This is a genomic window from Bacillus sp. TH22 (assembly GCF_016651015.1).
GTDB lineage: Bacteria > Bacillota > Bacilli > Bacillales > Bacillaceae_G > Bacillus_A > Bacillus_A mycoides.
In genome coordinates, this window is the sequence record NZ_JAEKER010000001.1 from 2,033,221 (window position 1) to 2,055,044 (window position 21,824).

Sequence of the window (21,824 nt, forward strand, 5' to 3'; positions counted from 1 at the left end):
CCATTCGTTTTTTTCAAAAGAAAAAGATCCACAGCTTACATGCTTCTATATAATATATATAGAAACAATAAAATGTGGATCTCTTCTTTTCTCCGTCACGTTTATTAACTTGTCTATAATGTTAACCCTTAATGAAAGCGGTGTCAACAGAATTTTTTCACATTTTCGTCACTTTTTTTGGTAATGTTTCCATAGTTCTTTTTTCGATGTCGTAATTGCTGTCGCACCCGCATTTAACGCTCTTTCAACGTCTTCTACCGTTCGAATAAAACCACCTGCTAAAATTGGTACACCTGTACGCTCTTTCACCTCAGCAATGACACCCGTTAACGCACCAGGAAGCACCTCTATATAATCCGGCTTCGTCTTTTCTAGCAAATTACAGCTCTTTTCCATTGCGCTAGAATCAATTAAAAAGATGCGTTGAATGGAGACGACACCTTTTTGCTTCGCCTTCATAATTACGCTCGCCTTTGTCGATAATAACCCGTACGGTTTATATTCTTGGCATAAAAACTCCGTCGCATGCCCATCACTTTGTAATCCATGGATCAAATCCACATGTAAAAATACTTTTTTATTATGCTGCTTCGCGAGCGACACAACACTCTTCAATTGACCGACATGAATATCTAAAATAACAATATACTCATACGAACTATGTAATAGCTTCTCCAAATCTTTAATTTGCCTCACTGCCGGCAAAATCTTTTGCTCATGAAATTCCATTCTAAACGTCCCCTTCCTATCTATCCTTTATAGTACACAATTTGGGTGAAAAGAACAGCTAGTGTAGGGGATTTCTTACAAATCTTTCTCTTATCTATATATTTTCTTCAACTTATCAGAAACCGTACCACCTATAATCATTAATAGGAGCGGTAAAAAATTCATTACATATGGTGCATCTGCGACAATTGTAATGCTTGCTCCTGCAAACTTATTTAACGCCCATACAACGATTTTTGTAATAAATAAAAATACGCCCATCATAAATAGACTATCGAAAAACACCTTCCATTTCGGATACGCTAATTGCTTACTATCCTCAATTACTTTTTGCGTCAACTCTTCATCACTCCTCAATAACTCATCAATTGTAATACCGAACAGATCACTTAAATGAATAATAATTTCAATGCTCGGATAGTTCTTTCCCGTCTCCCATTTCGAAACAGACTGCCTACTTACATGAATTTTTTCAGCCAAATCATTTTGCGACCAATTTCTTTTTTCCCTTTCTTCTTTTAAACGTTCACTAAAAATCATACTGTGTTTATCACCTCTCTATGTCTAGTATGGTCAAATAAATGATGAAGAGTAAAGCTAGTTATCGTTGCGTAACCTGTGCAACTTGTGCGTTACATCTAAAAATGACGCTATGTATCATGGCGATTTCATATGTTTTTCTTCTATAATAATTTCCCGAACAATAAAAAGAAGAGAAATAAAATCCATTTCTCTTCTTTAAAAGTTTCTATTAAAGTAAAACCGAAAGTTTTTCCTCTGTCATACTGATTACGTCCTTTTTTATAAACAGTATTTGGACTTTGTTATTTAAGACATTTCCCCAAATCATCTAAGTTTCTCGTATGATTTAAAATGATTACATACTCAACTTCAACTTCTGTTACTACCGTTTCTAAAACTTGATGAATCTCAACATAATCATTTTCATATTCTTTTGACGAAGCTACAATCTCTTCTAAGGTTCTTACTAATGTTTCAGCACTCCAGTCTTTTGTTGACAACGCTACATAGGTTTGAATTTTTTTTGTATTCATGTTAGTTTTCATCCCTTCTAAAAAAACACTAAAACTATATATTAATTATTTTGAATATATAGTATCCTCCAGCAATAATCAATTATATTTTTATTTAATAAATCTTAAATTTTAAAATAACAGCTACTAAACGTAACATATACTTTTATACAAATATTTCATACAACAAAAAAGAAGAGAAATAAAATACTTTTCTCTTCTTCAAACTTTTTCTATTAAAGCAATACCGAATCTTTATCACTATCCTGATTCCGTTTCTCTCGCTCTTCTTCTAAACGCTTCATATATACTTCGCCTTCTTTTTCGATAAAATCATTATCCATCTCTTGCTCTTTTTTCGAAGTATATAAAACCATGTAGCCACTTAGTACAATCCCAATGATTACAAGATAAATCCACCATGGTAAAGTTTCCACTTTCGTTCATCCCTTTCCTTAGACAAGCCTTATTAGTTTCACTTTATGAGGAAAGAAGTGGATTTATGCTTAAATTTTATTGTGGATTCTTCGCGAAGAACGCTTGTACATATTCCATAAACTCTATTGGTTCCTGGCGAAACGGTGCGTGGTATCCTTTTTCAATGATATGGAACGTACTATTTGCAAATAGCTCATGATACAGTTCACCATTTTTCCAAGAAACACTCTTATCGTGTCGTCCCCATATAATTAAAGTCGGTACCTTAATTTTATCTGCTTCCATCGCAATGCGGCGCTCTCTCATTTTCGTAAGCTGATCATAATGCTCTTTATCATCACGACTATTTTTCACTTCATTTTTATTATAATCTGTAATCTCTGTTACAGTTTGTAAGTCTGTCGATAGTGGCGGCACTTCATAACTTTCTTTTTGCTGGAAAGACTCTATTCCTGTAGAATCCGCTAAAACGAGATGCGTTACTGCATCCGGATATAAATACGCTAAATTTAGAGACATCTCTCCGCCCATCGAATGACCAAGTACTGCGAATTGATCATATCCGAGTTTCTTCATTAACTTATAATATAAATTTACTTGCGCAGGAAACGAATACTGAAAATCAACCGGCTTAGAAGAACGCCCAAACCCTAAAATATCAACCGCAATAATCGTATGATCCTTTACAAGTTCCGGATAAATATCACCAAACCCATCTGAAGAACCACCAAATCCGTGAAGCATAAGTAAAGGCGGTTTCCCCTCACCAATTTGCTTAAAATAAATCGTCTGCCCATCAATCTGCGCCATACTCTCTTTCGTATTCAGCCTCATCATCACAGTATCTTTCACTTCTTCAACCTTTGCAATCGGCTTATCAACGAAGTTACATACTATTAACAAAACGAGCACAATACCGCTAATAAAATAAAATTTAAACCGTTTCAAAATTCCCGTCTCCTTTCTCTTGTTGCTATTTAAAGTTTTTACATTATTTGGTTGTTTTATGTTCTTTTTTAATTGTAACCACTTTAGTTACAATTATATTAAAAAAATATAACTCATTTCTATCAATGATGGTTATTTTGTAACTATTATAGTTACATATTTAAAGTAAGTCAATTCTTTTCTCTACATGGCCTAATAACAAAGAAAAGGACTTCCTGTTGAAGTCCTTTTCTTTGTTATTATAGTTGGCTTACTCCGCCGCCATCGCCTTTATTATCTGCGGGTGCTCCACCTGTATCTCCTATATTAACGTAGTCTGGTCTTGCTGGTGCTCCTCCCGTGTCCCCTATATTAACGTAGTCTGGTCTTGCTGGTGCCCCTCCCGTGTCACCTATATTTACAGATTGATTTGTAAAAGAACTATTGAATCCAATTGATAATCCCCCTACTAATGCAGCCCCAACAATAGCTAAACGAAATTTCTTCATTAGTTTAACGCTCCCTTTTCCAATATATTTTTTTGAGCCTTATTATTCATATAAAAATATTTACTTGCCTTAACATGATCATCAACCTCATAAAATTTCATTGCTAAAATTTCAGTGTATTCTTGAATACAATCCCATAATCTTTCTCTCTCAAAATAAGAAAGGCCTTTTAAAATTACATCTTCAATAATTGATATAGAAGAATTTCCATTGAGTTCTTTCAAAATTTTAAACCGATGTTGAAATTCTTTTTCACCTAAATCAATACAAATATTTAAACCTTTTTCAACAATTGGATTCGCTAAATTATATTCTCCTAATTTGTAATGTTCACGTGCTTCTACAAACAAGGCTTTAAAATGTTCTGGGTAATTTTTTGTCACCTCAGATATATGGCGAATCGCTAATTCTGAAAGGTTTTGACTGGCATAAAGCCAAGCTAAATTATGTCGAACCATTAGCATATATTTTTTTTGATTTGCTTTTTGCAATACTTCCATAGCAGCATTAAAGTTCTCTTCCGCTAATTCATAGTGATCTATGTCTACGCAACATAGTCCAAAAGCATTTTCACATAATCCTACTTTTATTTCATAGCCTGGATATTTCAAAAATGCCGCTTTAGCTCTATTCAAGTAATCTATTGCATGAACTTGGTCATATTTTTGATAATAGAAATTCCCCATCCGATAATTAAACTCCGCATACTCTATCGGATCTGCAATAGATTTCAATAGCTTCTCAGCTTGTTCATACTGTTCTTTCGCTTCGTTATAATTTGAAATTAATGTGCAATGAAATCCTTTAAAAAAATGATAGTAATACGCTAGAAAGCCTTCTTCCGGAATTTCGAAAGATTCCACTTTATCAAAACTATCTTCTCTAATTGAAATCCAATCAACTAATGCATCATATCTAAAATTCAATAATGTATGATAAAGCAATACATCTTGATCCACGTCCAACCCACTAATCGTACTATCAATCTCTTCTTTCATTTCCGTAGCTTTCTCTATATGTTGCTTCAACATTACACGATACCAATCATCTAAAGAATGTTTCATTTGCTCCTTCGTTACTATATTCGTTCCCATACCTTCGCCTCTCCCTTGCCAAATTATAAATTTGGGATATTTATACAATTATTCAAATTGTATATTATCACCTCTTTTCTATGTATTGAAAAATAATTGTCAGAAAATTTATAATTTAAATGAATTATACCAAATATTCCTATTTATAAGACTTGAGAAACATTTTTCAGAAAATTTTATAGACCAAATAAAAAAGCAAGCAATTCCGGCGATTCGCTAAAACTACTTACTCTTCTACTTATTATTTCTATTTTTACTCTTTAATAAATTCCTTAGTACTTCTCACAGTATCAATCGGACGAACTAATTTTTCGATTTCTTCACGCTTTGGCTCTAAGAATGGAGGTAAAGATAATTTTTCCCCAAGTGTTTCGTATGGCTCATCTCCCATAAAACCAGGGCCATCTGTCGCAAATTCAAATAAAATTTGTGGCGCAACTCTTGCGTATAATGACTCAAAGAAGTGACGATTTACATAACCAGATGAAGGGAGTCCAACTCGACTTAGTCGCTCAATCCACTCTTCTAATACAGCGCGATCCTCTACGCGGAATGCTGCATGATGCACTGTACCAAAACCTTGTTGTGCTTCAGGAAGAACCGTATTATGTTCTACAATGACAGAGGCACCGTTTCCACCTTCACCCACTTCAAATAAGTAGAACTCTCCTTCTTGATCAATCTCTTTAAATAATAGAACTTTTTCTAGCACCTCTTTGAAATAACTAAAGTTCGCGATACGAATAAATACAGGTCCTAAGCCAGTAATTGCATATTCTAATGGAACTGGACCGTTTTGCCACGGTGTACCTGATTCTATCCCGTTATCTAATTCATCTGAGATTAATTGATAGTGTTGATCATCAAAGTCAACAAACGAAAGAGTTTTCTTACCAAATTGCTCTTTAATTCCTGTATGTTCCACTTCAAGACGGTCAAAACGTTTCACCCAATATGCTAATGCCGCATCAGTTGGCACTCGGAATGATGTTTTTGAAATTTCATTTGTACCATGGACTCCTTTCGGAACACCTGGGAAATCAAAGAATGTCATATCTGTTCCTGCACTACCTTTATCATCTGCAAAGAATAAATGGTACGTTTGAATATCATCTTGGTTTACTGTTTTTTTAACTAAACGCATTCCTAAAACGTGAGTGAAAAACTCATAGTTCTTTTCTGCACTACTTGTAATCGCTGTAACGTGGTGTATTCCTTTTAATTGGTTCATTTTATATTCCTCCAATGGTTTTAAATTGTATATTTTCTCTTCTATTATTTCTCTTCAATAGGTGCTAATTTCGCTTCAATTTCTGCTCGCTTTTCTTCTAAAAACGGCGGTAAATCAAGTTTTTCTCCTAAATGCTCTACATCTCCATCAACTGTAAATCCTGGTCCATCTGTCGCAATTTCAAATAAGATTCCGTTTGATTCGCGGAAGTATAAGCTTTTAAAGTAGAAACGGTCGATAATGCCTGAAGAATGGAAACCTTTTTGTATCACCTGTTCTTCCCAATAAGCTAGCTCTACATCGTTTTTTACACGAATTGCTAAATGGTGAATGCTACCACGGCCCGGCTTTTCAGTAGGACCATCTAAATATTTCACAACGATTTCTCCAAAGGCTTCCCCTTTAATAGACTGGAAAATCGCTTCTTCTTCATTTCGGCTAATCTCTGTATAACCAAATATGTCTGTAAGTGTACTCGCCAGTTTATCAAGCCTACGCACTGTCATTTCCACTGAACCCATTCCTTGAATTTGATGTTCAGTCGAAACTTCGGATTTCTCCCACGTTTCCCAGTGCTCCACTTTTTCTCCATTTGAAACGAGTAGCACGAGACGAAGACCTTCAGCATCCTCAAATTGCAAAGCAGGACGATTTGCATATGTTGTCATTTCACTATGTTTCACATCAAATTTCTCAAATCGTTCTTTCCAGTAATGTAAGCTTTCCTCTGAAGGAACGAGTAATCCAATTCGAGTAATTGCATTTGTACCACGGTACGTTTTTCCTACTAAAGGCATTTCAAAAAATGATAATTCTGTACCTGGACTTCCTGTTTTATCTCCGTAAAATAAATGATACATGGACGGATCATCTTGGTTTACCGTCATTTTCACACGACGTAAACTTAGCACGTTTTTATAAAAATGGTTATTCTCACTTCCGTTTTTTGTAACCATTGAAATGTGATGATGCCCTTTAATTTCATACATTGATAATTCCTCCGTTTCATTTTACTAGTCAAGTGATACCTAAAAAATAATATTTCCAACAAATAATATGGTTATTAACTTTTCAATTTATGCTCATTATGTTTTTATAGCTTAGTCGTATTTTTTTATTGAATAAGCTGCACTGAATCCATTTATAAATTACTTTTTTTGTAAATCGAAAGCAAGTGAGTGTATGTTTTTCATATGACTCAATCACTTTCGTTACTATCACTTTACAACTCAAGTGATTAAAAAGCAAGTTATTTATCTCAAATTCGAGATATTTTTTATTGCATAAAATTTTGGACTAAAAACACAAGAAATTCTTGGTTTGGAGACATTATAAAATTCATAAGTTGATGGATGTAGGATATCGCCAGCATTAAAAAAACACGCTAAGAGTATGCAAGGTTTTATACAGTTTTTCAGCTAATTCAGTAACAAACAGAAATCTTAAAATCCCCTTCAGGATAGGAATGTATAAAAAAATGTATAGATCCATAGAACGTAAAAAGGAGGTTCCCTTGTGTGAGCAGGGTTCCTCCTTGTCCTTGCTACCGATAATGTTACGTTATATTAACTGAATGCGAATACCATATACATCCAAAAATCATAACAAATCGATTCTCCGAAATGGTACAATTAGGAAAAGGGGGAAAGGATATGTACGATTACAAATTCGTGAAAGTCGAAGTTAATAACTGGAAAGGGGAACCTAAAGAAGATTATAAGCGTATTATTGCCGAACATGCTGAAGACGGTTGGAAATTTGTTCAAATCTTTGCACCATCAATCGCAGGATACGCGCAATATTTTGAGATTATCTTCGAACGAATCAAATAACCCCTTTCGAAAACAAGAGGGATTTGCTTTGAATAACATACAAAAAGAACTGAAATATTTGGGAATCTAATTGTTCTCAATTTAACTTATAAGACAAATAAGCTAATATTAATCAACTTCCAATAACGAGAATTATGTAAATAAGCTGCCCATATGGACAGCTTATTGTATTTTTTCTGAAATGCTGGCGTTACTCAACTAAAAAGTTGATATGCTCCCATTCTAGTGGCAAGATATGTTTTATTAGTTCTTCGTTACACCCATGCGTACTTCTTAACTATTTTATTTCATTTTCAATACAAAAACAGCCTCACTAAGCTCTTAACACTTAATGAGGCCATTCTATTCACAATCTTAATTATGGAAAGTTGGCTTATAGAACGAACGATTATCAAGCGCAAAGACACGTTCTGTGTATTCGCCTGGTTTTGTACGTCCTAATGCGCGGTCCATCATGTTCATTTTTGCATCTAAGTTATCAATGTAGTGCAGAATTTCTGCTTCTTTCACTAATGGTGGTTTTGGGCTACCCCATTCTGCTTTTCCGTGATGGGAAAGGACGATGTGCTGAAGGATTAATACTTCTTCTGCATCGATTTGTAGTTCGTCTGCTGCTTTACCAATTTCGTTCACCATGATAGAAATATGGCCTAGTAAATTTCCTTCTAACGTATACGTTGTAGAAATTGGGCCAGATAGTTCGAATACTTTACCAAGGTCGTGTAAAATAACGCCCGCATATAGTAAGTCTTTATCTAACGATGGGTATAGAGCTGATATAGCTTTCGCTAAATCTAACATTGATACAACATGATAAGCTAGTCCAGATACGAACTCGTGATGGTTCTTTGTCGCTGCTGGATATTCTAAAAATTCATTTTGATGCTTATTTAACAAATGTCTTGTTAGACGCTGTATGTTCGGGTTTCTCATTTCAAATATGTATTGCGTAATTTTCTCAACCATATCTTCTTTTTTTATTGGAGCTTTTTCTACAAAGTCCGAGATGTCCGTTACTTCATTCTCATTCGCAACACGAATTTGTTTCACACGTAATTGAATACGTCCTTTATAGTTTAGAATATCTCCAGCTACTTTAACGATTGTTTCCGCTACATATTGTTTCTCAACTTCTGGCGATACGTCCCATAGCTTTGCTTCAATATCTCCACTTGGATCTTGTAAGATTACTGTTAAAAATGGCTTGCCATTGCTTGCGAGACCTTTTGTCGCTGTTTTAATTAACAAGAAAACATCGACTTGTTCACCAACTTCATATTCTACAATTTTCTTTTTCATTCGAATTCCTCCACCAAATCAGTTACTTTTAGTATAGCATACTACAACTCATTTTCTTTACGCTTACGTGTTAATTTTATAATCTCATTTTCTGTAAAATACGTTAATAAATGCGCATGGCATGTAAAGAAGATAACTTGTCTATCTTTCGCAATTTCTTTTATAAGTTCAATCGTTCGATTCGTCCTTACCGCGTCAAAATGTACGAAGCTATCATCAATAATAAATGGATAGTCATGCTCAAACGTTTTCGCTAGCGCGAATCGCAATGATAAATATAACTGCTCCGCTGTCGCTTGGCTTAGTTCATGACTGTAAAAACGCATACCATCGTTACGTTCGACAATGAAAGGTTCCGCTTCTGACGGTGAGAATATTTTACTATATCTCCCGCCCGTTAAATAAACGAAATACTCTTCGGATTTTTGTAAAATACGCGGAAGATGCACTTCATGATAATATTGCTTCGTTTTCGTTAATACTGTCTTTGCGGCCGCATAAGCAGCCCACTTCTTCACTTGTTCACGCACTTGCGCTTTTTTCATTTCCCACTCATGTAGTAAATCACCATACGTACTGCCTTCTTCTAAATTCGCAATTTCTATTCGATGCTTCGCAATACGCTCTGTCAGTTCTTTCTCTTGCGCCAGACAGTTTTGCGCGGCTGTGATTTCTTGCTTTAATTTTTCATCATAACCGTCAGCCTCATAATGCTCAGCTAATGACAAACTCGTTAAGCGCTGTTCTAACAAATCAATTTGAGGTAATAAACGCCCCACTTGCTTATCCGCGTCTTCACGTTTCTCTTCCAATTTTCCTGCTTCTAAAAACATCTCTTCATCTGTAGATTCTGCGATATGCCATAACCCATCTCGCTCTACTAGTAGTTGTTTTAATTGCTCTTGCATGAACTCATATTCTTCTTGCCATTCCGCCAGCTTCTCTTTCAGCTGCTTACAAGTTTGGCGCTTCTCTTTTTCATTTTGCATACGACTTTGCGCCTCATGCAAATTACTATACTCTTTACTACCGATAACAGTTTCTAGTTTATGCTCAAAGTGCGAAATCATTTCATATAATGAAGATTTCCGCTCGCCTTGTTTATCTAGCTCACGATATAATTGCTGCATTTTTTCAATACGCTCAAACGCTGGCAACATGTGCGCATATGTAAAAAATTCAGGGAACATATAGCGCGTTTTATACGCATCTACTTGTTCTCCTATTTGGAAAGTTTCTCTCTCCCATTCTTCATAAGATGAAACGACTTTATCATAAGCACGTTCCATTTGTTGTAATTTATAAGACTCTCGCTCAAATAACTTTCGAATCTCTTCATCCTTTTCTAACTGATAACGAACGGACATCGCCTCTTCACTTTGACGCCCGCCAGCACTTTGCTGAAGAGTAAGAAGCTCTTCTTGTAATCCACCCGAAGGATCTTTATATAAAACGAGTGCTAAAACAATCCCTACAAAAACAATCACACTAATAAATAACAGCACGCGGTTATCTATAAATAGACTCGTGAATAAAACAAGCGTGTTAATAAGAAGTAACAGAAGACAAATTCTTTGCCACTGTTTTTTCTTTTGCATAGCCGCCCCTGCTTTTTCCTCATACTTGCGCTTCATTCTTTCTGCGCCCATACCTAAAAATGCAGCATCTTGAAATGATTTTTCTTTCTCAACTAACGTATTTCGTTCTTCATCAGCTAACATTTGTTTCTTGATCTGTCTTATATTTTCTTCTTGCTCTTCTAATTGCTCTTGAGCCGTTTTAAAACGTTCATCTAGTTGTGCTTTTTGCGTTTCTAACTCTCTCGCCTTTTGCACAGTTTGTGTAATTAATTCTTTCGTCGCTAAACTTATATCAAACGAAAGAACAGTCTCTTGTTCAAAAGTCGCGCCGATTTGTTGCTGTAGTTCTGCGATTTCTTCTTTTATATTCGCAATACTTCCCGTCATATCACGCATTTCTTGACGTGCATTTTCATAAGACATATGCTGCATGCGTAGTTCTTCTACATAACTTTCTTTTTGTAAAAATGCTTCATCTATTTCTGTGGAATCAATTTTTGATTGCACTGTTTCTATCTTTTTTTGAAGTGAATCTACTTGTACTTGCAGCGGCTCCATCTTTGCCTTTACCGCTTCATAGCGCGCCATCCCGTTTACAGGAAACTGCCCGTTCTCGTTTTCTAACACTTTCTCGTGCGCACTCTTTTCAATAACGAGAGGCTCAAGCGCTGCTAATATTTCATAGTCTTGCTTTCGTCTTTCGGCTGACTCTTTTTCCGCACGAACAAAAGTAAGTTTCTCTTCACTTTCTTTTAACTGCTCGACCTGTTTTTCATACGTGCCAATTTTCCCTTGCCACTCTTTCATCTTTTCCTCAATTTTCTTCATCTCTTGCAGTGACACGTTAATTTCAGGATTACGACCACTCGGCTTAAAACGCTGATTCATTTCTTTTTCTAACTTTTTATCTAACTGCAATAACGCATCACTTCCGACTGCGCTGGCCGAAAATAAATAATTGCCGATATCCGCTTCGCCGAGCTGATGAATATTTTGAAGACCATGCATATCAAATGAAAAAACAGAATCAAATAAGCTTTCATTCACACCGCTTAATATATCGTTTAAAATATCTTCGCCGCCAGTTTTCCCGCCTTCAAAATAAACGGTCACCGCGCCTACTGCCGTCTTTGGCAATCGTTCAATTTTCAAACGGCCGTACTTCTCTATTTGAACAGTCATCGCTCCGCCGTACTTCCCGCCTTCTTTCGGCTCATAACGGCGCTGTCCTCTCGTCGGAAAACCGAATAAAATACTTTTCATAAACGAGCGAATTGTCGATTTCCCCGCTTCATTTTCACCGTACAGTACCGTCAGCAATGACAGATCCATTTCCACATTTTCTAGTTTTCCATAGCCATAAATATGGAGTTTTTCAATTCTCATTTTTTATCCCTCTCTTGCTGGAATAATTGCTCTAAAATAATATTTTCCGCTTCCTTTTGAATCTCTTTCTTCTCTTCTTCCGTAAAAGCTTCAATACTATTACGTGCTACAGGAGATGTCCAAATGGTGCGCAATACTCCGTCCATATTTGTGAAAGCTTCTAACTCTTTCAGCACACTACCGACGAAATGATTTTCTTCTTTCAAACGTTCAATTTCCGCAAAAGAAACCGTCTCATTTTTCCACTTCATCGCATACACAAAGTCTTTTCGCTCTTCGCCAGCTGCTAAAATATGAAAAATCTCTTCCACGCGCTTGTCTTCACGCAAATATGGAGAAAGTGGTCCCTGTCCTGTAAATATGACAGTTAAAAGCGTACCTTCCTCTTCTCTTCTGCATTCATTCATCGCACTTGATGCGCTCGTCATAAGATCATCAACAGTTTCAAGTCCATCGATACTCACTTCTATCTCATCCCATACAACATCCGCCGTATGGAAAAACGAACATTGCGATCCTTGTTTCGTGAGTTCAATAAGATATGCACCTTTCTCGCCGGTCTCCTTACGATGACGTCCTTGTATATTACCTGGATAAATAATGCATGGCTCCTCCGATAAAATTTCACGTTTATGTATATGGCCAAGAGCCCAATAATCAAACTGCTTTTCTTTCAGCTCACGAATTTGAAACGGTGCATAGCGATTATGCTCTGCATCCCCTTCCACACTTCCGTGAAGCATTCCAATATGAAAAGGCGCATCACTCATTTTCGTATACTGCGCTGTCATATTATCCGTTACCGCTTGCTGCAAATAACTAAACCCATAAATAGAAGCTACAAGCTCACCATTTTTATAAAATGATTTTTCTTCTACATAAGGCTCCGTAAACACGTGAACATTTTCCGGAAACTCAATTGCCGCCCAGCTTCCCCCTAAATGATCGTGGTTACCGTGAATAATAAAAACAGGGATATCGTACTGCGACAGTCTCTTCATTTGCTCACGCACAAACACTTGCGCCCTCAAACTTCTCGTCTCCGCATCATACAAATCCCCGGCTAGTAATACGAAATCAACGCGCTCTTGAATCGCTTTATCAACAATACGCTCGAACGATTCAAACGTACTCTGCTTCATTCTCTCCCAAACAGACTGCGCAACATTCATCTCCATCCCTTTAAACGGACTATCCAAATGCAAATCAGCCGCATGTATAAACTTCACTTGTTTCACAAATAACGATCCTTTCTATAGTTCAAAAGTTTCATCTTATCCGCATGAACACAAACAATAAATGCTCAATTGGCGAAAACTAGTAATAAGCAGGAAATAAAAAATCCCCCACTGATTAAAGTTTCACCTTACCCCGTATTAACGGGCAGTAGGCAAAGAAGCCAATCTGAAAGTAAACTGCCCATAAATACCCGATTGGTGAAGGCTAATAACTAGTGGGGATGAAAAGACTCCCCACTAGTTAAAGTTTCACTTTATTGTAACACGCAATGTCATATATTTCTTTGCATATTCTAGTGATTTATGACAAAATAGTTATAAGATTCTGATTTTAATTATTGGAGGGAATTTTCATGGGATTATACGTTCTAACAGTCTTTGAAAAAGATGGTTCAAAAGCATTAGACGAATCATTCGAGGCAGCAACTGAAAAAGAAGCGAAAGCAAAAGGTGAATCTATTTTACAAGAAAAAGGATTGTACGAAAAAACACATCGCTGCACATCTTCTGCAGGTAAGCTCGTTTTATTCCAGCGCTAAAAAAAGAAGCGTCATCCGCTTCTTTTTCACTCTACTATATCTTCGTCACACCACGTAAACACCACATCTAGAATGCGATTACCGATACGTACGCGTTTATTCCATTTACCTGTTTGGATCTGATGTTGCAATTCCGCTTTCATCTTTTCCGTCCAGTCGTGAATCGTGTCACTACGGTCGTACGGATATACGCCCGGAAACTCTTCCTGCAGAAGATGCAAGCTCTCTGCATCAAAATGAAAATGGAAGAAGTAGTTTGCTGTAAGCGATGGTTCTTGCAATCGTAAAAAATGATCATCAACTTGCTTTCTATTTCTATAGAAAGTAAAGATATTCACTTTACCGCTCGTAATTTGGTCAATTTGAATTTCGTGCTTCTCTATAATCACGTCTTGCCCACCTCGTTATATACTACCCTTAGTATATATGTCTTTTGCAACAAAGTTAACCATTTTCGCGCGAAATTCATTTCCTTCATTATATTACCCGTACCTCCAAGTACAATCAGGACAAATAAACAAAGTTGAAGGGGAGCGATCACATGTATTTCGGAAGCAAAGGTTGGTATGTAAAAGAACTTAAAAAATTAGGGATTCGTACTTACGAAGGTAAAAAACTAGAATCTTATCGTACACATATTTTATCTAGTTTACTTGAGAGAATGAAGAAAGCTTCGGCTTAATAGATGTAGGAAGCGACTACGGTTGCTTCCTTTTTATTTACTAAATAAAAAGGAAATCATCATACCTTAACTTTTTAACTTTACCGTTATACTTCCTTGATAGAAACCGCCCATTATCAACTGAATCTCTAGTACCAAATACTCTTCCAGATAATCATTTGTATATATTTTAAATTCTCCACACTTATTAACCCGTCCGCTTCCAACATACATATCACTACTTGTTATGACAATTGTTGAATGAGGTTCTGCACGGCCCAATACACAATTATCACCATATTCCACAGAATCTATCGTTATTTTTTGATGCATATTATTAACTGAACCTATACAGTTCTTATTACACAAATTAACATCTCTTTCTTCAGCCCTCGATAGCGCTCGATTCCTACTAGTCTTTTCTGAAGAGAAAGCAACATTCCCCAGCCAACTAAACCTATCAAATGTAGTAATAGGTAGAAACATCTACGTTAACTCCCCCATTCTTCCAATACTTCCATCTCATTTTTTATCAACTAAGGTCTTTTAATGAACTTGCAGCAATACGTTTTATGTTGGGATAAAAGAAAACAGCTTTGATTTTCCATTCAATTTCGCACTGTTAATTTGTACAAAACACATAGAATACTGGTTTTCACCCCAGATGTAATGACAACACTACACAAAAGAAACCACGGTCCATTAAATGTAAATCCACCTTCAAATATATTAATAATAATTATGTTACCAATTATTAAGAGAATCCATGAAATGAAATACTGTTTTCCATTTGTAATATATAAAATTTCATCCTCATAACAGACTGTAATTCCCCCACCTTGCCAAACACCAATAGCGAAAGAAATAAGCGTAACTGCCAGTAACTCTGCTTGTAAATCCCTAGTCATTGGTTGCGGCGCCGTATAAGTAATAATCCCTATCATCATGAGAAAAGTTATAATATCTATCCAGTTTAATTTTCTTTGTTTGCTTTGCAGCCAAATAAAGAAAATTAATACAGGAATTAAAAGCAAAGTTTCCATTTAATTATTCTTCTTCCTTTCCTACATTAGAAACGTCTATAATTGTAATGCAATTAGATTGTTCTTAAATCTCTCATACTTTCTGAAGCATAACATGAGAAAGAAATAAAAAAATCGTACAAAAGGGCAAGCCTATAATGTACGATTGGGCATATATAATGTTTTAAAAATGAATTAACTTCCTTTCAATAGATACAGCTACTGCTTCTGACCGTGAATTAACACCTAATTTATTGTATATATTTGTTAAATATGCTTTTACCGTTCGCTCAGCTATTCCCATATCAAATGCAATTTCTTTATTCTTATATCCGCGCGCAATAGCTTTCAGCACAAACAATTCTTTAACCGTTAAGTTATTTTCTGCAACCTTATCAGCATGTACTTCTTTCCTTTTATACTTCACTATCTTTTCCATAATATTTGGTTGTAGTAAAATCTCACCTCGAATAGCCGCTTCCAATGTTCGAAACAAATTCTCACGATCCGTATCTTTTAGCAAATATCCTTTTGCCCCTAACTCAATTCCCTTTAACATTAATTCATCTTCGTTATAAGTAGTTAATATAATAATCGGCGTATGGTTTTGTTTTTCATTCAAAGCCTCAATTGTTTCTAAACCACTCATTTTAGGCATATTCAAATCCATTAAAATGACATCAGGTTTCTTCTTTTCTATGAAAGAAAGGGCTTCTTCTCCGTTTGCAGCCTCACCTATAATTTGAAATGAATCACTCGTTTCTATTATTAATTTCAGACCTTCTCTTACAACGAAATGATCATCTACAATTAATACGTTATGCTTCATGGCTATCTCCTTCTTTATTTATAGGCACTTGAATATACACTTTCGTACCTTTCATCTTTTCACTCAATATATGTATTTCTCCCTTAATCAATCGAACACGCTCATTTAGACCAATTAAACCATAATGTCCAGGATTCTTACCGATATATCTAGTGTCAAAACCAATTCCATTATCTTCAACTTCAATAGTAAGTTTTTCAAGATCATCGATATATTCAACATTTAAATTTACATCTGCTGCCTGTGAATGTTTTGCGATATTCGTTAAACATTCACTAATTACATATAAACAGTGCTCTTTTACTACGCTTGAAATATACGGTGGACTTTGAATAGTAAGTCTCACATGTATAGACGTAGCTTCAGAAAAACGTTGAACCTCTTCTTTTACTGCTCCATTAAATGAATTAGTAGTATGACGCAAATCATCAATAACCAACCTTGCATCATGTAGAGTTTGTCTCGCTCTTATCATAGTTTGTTTCATAATCTCTTGAGATCGTGCTGTATTCCCTTTTTGCATATGGGCATCTATCGCTTCCAATTGCATAATTAAGCTCGCTAAACCTTGCGCTAACGTATCATGTAAATCTCTTGCCATACGCTGCCTTTCATTAGCTAATGTCAATTCTTCCACTCTCATATATGCAGACTCTAACTCTTGAATATAGCTCTGTATACGATTACGCGCATCAAATTGCTGCTTATTAATATAAGAAAAAGGAATAATAATTGCTAACACTAAAAGAAACATAGAAATAAGAATAGCTAATTTATTCACACCATAATTGATACTAATTGCAGCACAAAATATTGCATACATAAGAGTAAAAACTGCCATTACTTTAAATATATTGTTATAAACATATAGACTTTGGGCAATTAAAATAGGGGTTAATCCAACAAAAATAGCTATTGAACCATTTGGTACAATAAATGCAGCGAGAAACACAATGAAGAGTTGTACAAAAAAGAAGTACAATAATTGCCTATTCTTTAATGAACTCGCATACCAATGAAAAATAGTATGAATAACAATGACTATTGTAAAGAAGAAACTATCCATAGAGAAAATATTATTACGAAATTCTAAAAGCATTGAAGCTATATATACGAGGGTAATCCATAAAACAATAAACCTTCTTGGAATAAATACCGCTTCCAATACATTTGTATCCAAATCTATATTTGAATTTATTTTTTTCATATCCGACCTCCACCATTACATTATACTATACAAGATGCGACTTATATTTTGATAGGTTACTGATTCCTCATTACCGAATACAAATATGAAATATTGCATATAGAAATGCATTGATGTATTTGTAAACGCTTACTATAATGAGGGTATAAAGATTCATTACATCTTACTATTAAAAAAAGGAGGCAATCATATGGAAATCGCAATGGCAGTTTTAAAATTCGTAGGTGGAGTAATTCCATTGGTTCAAGAACTTTTAAAAGCATTCATGTAAGGTTATCATTCAGCAATTATCTATAAGAATTATCATGCAAATGATCTGTATATCAAAACAAATTGATACACAGATCATTTGTGTGAGTAAACTTTAAACGAGAGCTATGTATCCTAACAGAACAATAATGATACATCTATCTCAAGTCGGAAAAAGGCGCTCACAAGGGCGTCTTTTTATTATATTACTATGTATTCAGGAAATCGATTTTACAATCCATACAATGCTACATAATTCATGTATCTTTTTGAAATTTGCACAATAAAAATCCCCTCAAAGCATAAAATCCAAGGGTCGAGCCTATTTTTCATTAAATTTTTTAAACACAGCAATACCGTTTTCTACGATTTTATCAAATGTATAAACGAAGACTGTCTGTTCCTCTTTATTTAGTGCTAATGAAATAACCAACCAAACCAAAAATGCTATAATTAACCCAATCAAACTAAAGGGGAACAACTATCTTGCACGGAAAATACATTCAATTTCATGAGTTTGGTAACCCAAAAGATGTATTACAAGTTGAATATAAAAATATAGAACCATTAAAAGATAATGAAGTTTTGGTTCGTATGTTAGTTAGACCGATTAATCCATCTGACTTAATTCCCGTAACCGGAGCGTATGCACATAGAATCCCTTTACCTAACATCCCTGGTTATGAAGGTGTTGGTATTGTAGAAGATGTAGGCGCGGGCGTTACTAGAGACCTTATCGGTAAACGCGTATTACCTTTACGCGGAGATGGTACTTGGCAAGAGTTCGTTACAACATCAGCTGACTTTGTAGTCCCTATTCCTGATTCCATCGATGATTTTACAGCGGCACAAATGTATATTAATCCCCTTACGGCGTGGGTCACATGCACAGAAACGCTAAACTTAAAACAGAATGATATTTTATTAGTAAATGCTTGTGGATCCGCTATTGGTCATCTTTTTGCTCAGTTATCACAAATTTTAAACTTCCGATTAATTGCAGTTACGAGAAATAATAAGCATACAGAAGAATTACTGCGCCTCGGTGCCGAATATGTAATAGATACTTCCACTGCCCCGCTTTATGAAACAGTTATGGAGTTAACAAACGGGCTTGGTGCAGATGCAGCGATTGATTCTATCGGAGGACCGGATGGAAATGAATTAGCGTTCTCCTTACGTCCAAACGGGCACTTTTTAACGATCGGTCTTCTATCAGGCATACAAGTGAACTGGGCAGAGATTGTCACGAAAGCAAAAGTGCACGCGAACATATTTCATTTACGACATTGGAATAAAGAAGTGTCACCATATAAATGGCAAGAAACGTTTCGTCACTTAATTCGCTTAGTGGAAAATGAGCAATTACGTTTCATGACAGTCCATTCTACATATGACTTAGCAGATGTGAAAAGTGCGGTTGATATTGTGCAGTCTGCTGAGAAAACGAAGGGGAAAGTATTTTTGACGAGTTAGTAAATGCTATTGAAAGATCTATTTTGATTGATTTTTTCAAAATAGATTTTTTTATGTCTTATAAACCCTATTTTAGTATCCCGCTTCAACTACCTAAAAAATAACATTGTCAACAGAACTTAAATTGGTTATCATAAAAGCGAATATAACAGGAGATGAGCAGATGAATATAAACGAAAAGAAATCTTTTTCAAAAGTTTCTCGGCGGAAATTAGTCGATGAAGTGTTGGAACGTCTACAAGAAAAAATCTTTTCTGGCGAGTATGAAGTTGGCGATCGCCTCCCTACAGAGCCGCAATTAATGGAAGAGTTAGGAGTAGGACGTTCAACGCTGCGAGAAAGCATAAAGATATTAGTACATGCCGGCATATTAGAAGTTCGACAAGGACAAGGTACTCGTATTGTCTCACTAAATACAACGCAAGATTCATTTGAAAAACGACTGCAAGCAGCTAATATTAATCATGTGTATGAAGCAAGAAATATGTTAGATAAAGAAGTAGCTATGTTAGCGGCACAGCGCCGAAGTGAAGAGGATCTTTTATACTTAAAAGGACATTTGAATAAAAGAAAACATGCCCTTCAAGAAGGAAATTATGTAGCATACATAGATGCAGACATTCAGTTTCATCTAGCAATTGCAAAGGCGAGCAAAAACGAAGTTCTACTTGATTTGTATCAATCTTTCGTACCTGCCCTTCGCCACATTTTAAGCCAATTAATATTAAATACAGTGAACTATGAAGATAACTCTGAAATTCATGAAAAATTATTCCAAGCTATTTTAAAACAAAATGCCGAAGAGGCACGAACATACGCCGTTCAAAATTTGGAGCTGAAATAAGCTCCTTATATATTACACTTAAACATCAGATGATATACTCAATAACATCTGATGTTTATGAGAGGAGAAAATCAAATTGAAACATCAAGGACGAACTTATTTGTATATACTAGCACTATTTTTTGTTTCCATTAATTTACGTATCGGAATTACATCTATTTCACCTTTATTAGAAACCATCCGACAAGACTTAAATATAAGCAATTTTTCCGTTAGTTTTTTTACAGCTATTCCTGTTTTTTGTATGGGGACATTCGCCTTACTGACTGGGAAGGTAATTAAAAAATATGGGGCAGAAAAATCAATTATGGCTTGTCTTATTTTAATTGGCTTTGCTACATGTATGAGGGCTTTTACCTCTTCCATTTCCACATTATTCGCGAGCTCTTTATTTATCGGCATTGGAATTGCACTTGCAGGTCCGTTACTATCAGGTTTTATTAAAGAAAAATTCCCTACGAAAATCGGCTTAATGATTGGAATATATTCAGTAGGCATGGGAACTGGCGCTTCTTTAAGTGCAGGATTAACGATTCCTTTACAACATGTATTAAAAGACGATTGGAATATGGCACTCGCTTTTTGGGGTGTACTTACTATAATCGCTATTATATTTTGGTATCCGGTTATGAAACGAAAAAAGAATACGAGCACACAAGATAAAAAGAATAATAGTTTACCTTTAAGAAATAAAAAAGCATGGTTGTTCACAATCTTTTTCGGACTACAATCAGGAATCTTTTACTCCATTACAACTTGGCTTGCGCCCGCAAATCAAAATATGGGTGTCAGTAGCGAACAAGCTGGTACTCTCATAACTGTTTTTACAGTTGTTCAAATGATATGCAGCTTTTTAATTCCAACATTAGCGGATATTTATAAAAACCGAGCACTTTGGTTATTAGGGAGTATATGCTTTGTACTCGTAGGTTTATCGCTTATGATTTACCCACTAACTACACCATGGATCCCTTCTATTTTACTAGGTATCGGGCTCGGCGGCGTATTCCCACTCGCTCTCATGCTACCGCTATATGAAACAAAAACTTCAGAAGATGCGAGTGCATGGACCGCTATGATGCAGTCCGGAGGATACATTATGGGCGGATTCATTCCTGTCCTAGCTGGAATCACTCGTGACTATTTTGATGGTTATACGCAAGTTTTTATTATAATGACACTTTTAAGCTTAATTTTATTCCTATTAACTTTAGTCATGAACAAAAAGAAAGTAGAAGCGAAAGATCTTATAGCTTAAATAAAAAGAATGGGCTTTTTCCTAAAGGATCAAGCTCATTCTTTTTACTTCTACTACTTGAAAACAAAAAAATCCCCTCAAAGCATAAGCTTCAAGGGGTGAGCCTGTATTTTTACTTACTTATATACGTACAGCTGTACCACTTACAGCAACCATTAACATTCCATCACGAACAACTTCATAATCTACGTCAATACCAACGATAGCGTTCGCACCTTTTTGTTTTGCAAGTTCTTTCATTTCATCCATTGCGATATCACGAGCTTCTTTTAGCTTGCTTTCGTAAGAACCAGCACGACCACCGACAACATCACGAACGGAAGCGAATAAGTCGCGGACAATATTTGCACCCATAATAGCTTCACCATTTACAATATCGATATACTCAATAATTTCTTTACCTTGAATTCCAGACGTTGTTGTTACAATCATGACTGACACT

24 protein-coding genes are annotated in these 21,824 nt (G+C 35.6%); 6 read left to right on the top strand and 18 right to left on the bottom strand.

Features of this window, described 5'->3' with window-relative positions; translation table 11 throughout:
- Positions 1-168: 168 nt before the first annotated feature.
- The 9 genes from glpP to JFU18_RS10330 form a co-directional block, all read right to left on the bottom strand.
- Positions 169-729 carry a glycerol uptake operon antiterminator GlpP gene (glpP, locus tag JFU18_RS10290; RefSeq protein ID WP_000394293.1) on the bottom strand — a complete coding sequence of 187 codons (561 nt, stop codon included), beginning with the start codon at positions 727-729 and terminating at the stop codon, positions 169-171.
- Positions 730-819: 90 nt separating this feature from the next.
- Positions 820-1,269: a helix-turn-helix domain-containing protein gene (locus tag JFU18_RS10295; RefSeq protein WP_002087188.1), complete on the bottom strand. Its 450-nt coding sequence runs from the start codon at positions 1,267-1,269 to the stop codon at positions 820-822.
- A gap of 284 nt (positions 1,270-1,553) precedes the next feature.
- On the bottom strand, positions 1,554-1,784 hold the full coding sequence (locus tag JFU18_RS10300) for a hypothetical protein (RefSeq protein WP_201050304.1): 231 nt from the start codon (positions 1,782-1,784) through the stop codon (positions 1,554-1,556).
- Between the two features lie 215 nt (positions 1,785-1,999).
- Positions 2,000-2,200 carry a sporulation YhaL family protein gene (locus JFU18_RS10305; protein WP_002087191.1) on the bottom strand — a complete coding sequence of 67 codons (201 nt, stop codon included), beginning with the start codon at positions 2,198-2,200 and terminating at the stop codon, positions 2,000-2,002.
- Between the two features lie 76 nt (positions 2,201-2,276).
- On the bottom strand, positions 2,277-3,149 hold the full coding sequence (locus JFU18_RS10310; RefSeq protein WP_016093153.1) for an alpha/beta fold hydrolase: 873 nt from the start codon (positions 3,147-3,149) through the stop codon (positions 2,277-2,279).
- 239 nt (positions 3,150-3,388) lie between these two features.
- Positions 3,389-3,637, bottom strand: a complete 249-nt coding sequence (locus tag JFU18_RS10315) for a Phr family secreted Rap phosphatase inhibitor (RefSeq protein ID WP_201034814.1) — start codon at positions 3,635-3,637, stop codon at positions 3,389-3,391.
- Positions 3,637-4,731, bottom strand: coding sequence for a response regulator aspartate phosphatase (locus JFU18_RS10320; protein ID WP_016093155.1), 1,095 nt, complete (start codon positions 4,729-4,731; stop codon positions 3,637-3,639). Before JFU18_RS10320 ends, JFU18_RS10315 begins: the two co-directional genes overlap by 1 nt.
- Before the next feature lie 253 nt (positions 4,732-4,984).
- Positions 4,985-5,962, bottom strand: a complete 978-nt coding sequence (locus JFU18_RS10325; RefSeq protein ID WP_002186504.1) for a ring-cleaving dioxygenase — start codon at positions 5,960-5,962, stop codon at positions 4,985-4,987.
- Positions 5,963-6,006: 44 nt separating this feature from the next.
- Complete coding sequence (locus JFU18_RS10330) at positions 6,007-6,951, bottom strand: ring-cleaving dioxygenase (RefSeq protein ID WP_201034813.1); 945 nt, start codon at positions 6,949-6,951, stop codon at positions 6,007-6,009.
- Positions 6,952-7,614: 663 nt separating this feature from the next.
- Here JFU18_RS10330 and JFU18_RS10335 point away from each other — a divergent pair.
- Positions 7,615-7,794, top strand: a complete 180-nt coding sequence (locus tag JFU18_RS10335; protein WP_000272495.1) for a DUF4177 domain-containing protein — start codon at positions 7,615-7,617, stop codon at positions 7,792-7,794.
- Between the two features lie 354 nt (positions 7,795-8,148).
- On the opposite strand, the gene yhaM is transcribed toward JFU18_RS10335, so the two are convergent.
- From yhaM to JFU18_RS10350, 3 genes are read right to left on the bottom strand one after another with little or no spacing between them, the layout of a single operon-like run.
- The gene (gene yhaM, locus JFU18_RS10340; RefSeq protein ID WP_002011096.1) at positions 8,149-9,093 is read right to left on the bottom strand and encodes a 3'-5' exoribonuclease YhaM; all 945 of its coding nucleotides are present in this window, start codon (positions 9,091-9,093) and stop codon (positions 8,149-8,151) included.
- A gap of 41 nt (positions 9,094-9,134) precedes the next feature.
- Positions 9,135-12,059: an ATP-binding protein gene (locus tag JFU18_RS10345; RefSeq protein ID WP_201032608.1), complete on the bottom strand. Its 2,925-nt coding sequence runs from the start codon at positions 12,057-12,059 to the stop codon at positions 9,135-9,137.
- Positions 12,056-13,297 (bottom strand): metallophosphoesterase family protein, encoded by a 1,242-nt coding sequence (locus JFU18_RS10350; RefSeq protein ID WP_201032607.1) that lies wholly within the window; start codon positions 13,295-13,297, stop codon positions 12,056-12,058. The genes JFU18_RS10345 and JFU18_RS10350 overlap by 4 nt, the downstream gene beginning before the upstream one ends.
- A 353-nt stretch (positions 13,298-13,650) precedes the next feature.
- Between JFU18_RS10350 and JFU18_RS10355 the strand changes: the two genes are divergently transcribed.
- Positions 13,651-13,836: a YhzD family protein gene (locus JFU18_RS10355; RefSeq protein WP_201034812.1), complete on the top strand. Its 186-nt coding sequence runs from the start codon at positions 13,651-13,653 to the stop codon at positions 13,834-13,836.
- A 26-nt stretch (positions 13,837-13,862) separates the two neighbouring features.
- Here the strand turns inward: JFU18_RS10355 and JFU18_RS10360 are convergent, their stop codons facing one another.
- The gene (locus tag JFU18_RS10360; RefSeq protein WP_002064091.1) at positions 13,863-14,225 is read right to left on the bottom strand and encodes a hypothetical protein; all 363 of its coding nucleotides are present in this window, start codon (positions 14,223-14,225) and stop codon (positions 13,863-13,865) included.
- A gap of 152 nt (positions 14,226-14,377) precedes the next feature.
- Between JFU18_RS10360 and JFU18_RS10365 the strand changes: the two genes are divergently transcribed.
- Positions 14,378-14,518 (top strand): YflJ family protein, encoded by a 141-nt coding sequence (locus JFU18_RS10365; RefSeq protein WP_000273535.1) that lies wholly within the window; start codon positions 14,378-14,380, stop codon positions 14,516-14,518.
- A gap of 66 nt (positions 14,519-14,584) precedes the next feature.
- On the opposite strand, the gene JFU18_RS10370 is transcribed toward JFU18_RS10365, so the two are convergent.
- The 4 genes from JFU18_RS10370 to JFU18_RS10385 form a co-directional block, all read right to left on the bottom strand.
- Entirely contained in the window at positions 14,585-14,983 is a 399-nt protein-coding gene (locus JFU18_RS10370) for a hypothetical protein (protein WP_201034811.1), read from the bottom strand.
- 122 nt (positions 14,984-15,105) lie between these two features.
- Positions 15,106-15,540, bottom strand: coding sequence for a hypothetical protein (locus JFU18_RS10375; RefSeq protein ID WP_085309553.1), 435 nt, complete (start codon positions 15,538-15,540; stop codon positions 15,106-15,108).
- 163 nt (positions 15,541-15,703) lie between these two features.
- Positions 15,704-16,348: a response regulator gene (locus JFU18_RS10380; protein WP_002087211.1), complete on the bottom strand. Its 645-nt coding sequence runs from the start codon at positions 16,346-16,348 to the stop codon at positions 15,704-15,706.
- The gene (locus JFU18_RS10385) at positions 16,338-17,555 is read right to left on the bottom strand and encodes a sensor histidine kinase (protein WP_085309552.1); all 1,218 of its coding nucleotides are present in this window, start codon (positions 17,553-17,555) and stop codon (positions 16,338-16,340) included. Before JFU18_RS10385 ends, JFU18_RS10380 begins: the two co-directional genes overlap by 11 nt.
- Positions 17,556-18,290: 735 nt before the next feature.
- On the opposite strand from JFU18_RS10385, the gene JFU18_RS10390 reads away from it, so the two are divergent.
- The 3 genes from JFU18_RS10390 to JFU18_RS10400 all read left to right on the top strand — a co-directional run bounded on the left by JFU18_RS10390 (position 18,291) and on the right by JFU18_RS10400 (position 21,382).
- Positions 18,291-19,280 (top strand): zinc-dependent alcohol dehydrogenase family protein, encoded by a 990-nt coding sequence (locus tag JFU18_RS10390; protein WP_201034810.1) that lies wholly within the window; start codon positions 18,291-18,293, stop codon positions 19,278-19,280.
- Between the two features lie 163 nt (positions 19,281-19,443).
- Complete coding sequence (locus tag JFU18_RS10395; protein WP_016093163.1) at positions 19,444-20,124, top strand: FadR/GntR family transcriptional regulator; 681 nt, start codon at positions 19,444-19,446, stop codon at positions 20,122-20,124.
- 70 nt (positions 20,125-20,194) lie between these two features.
- Positions 20,195-21,382 (top strand): MFS transporter, encoded by a 1,188-nt coding sequence (locus JFU18_RS10400; RefSeq protein WP_201034975.1) that lies wholly within the window; start codon positions 20,195-20,197, stop codon positions 21,380-21,382.
- A 120-nt stretch (positions 21,383-21,502) separates the two neighbouring features.
- Here the strand turns inward: JFU18_RS10400 and JFU18_RS10405 are convergent, their stop codons facing one another.
- Positions 21,503-21,814 (bottom strand): YbjQ family protein, encoded by a 312-nt coding sequence (locus tag JFU18_RS10405; RefSeq protein WP_000637510.1) that lies wholly within the window; start codon positions 21,812-21,814, stop codon positions 21,503-21,505.
- Positions 21,815-21,824 lie beyond the last annotated feature (10 nt).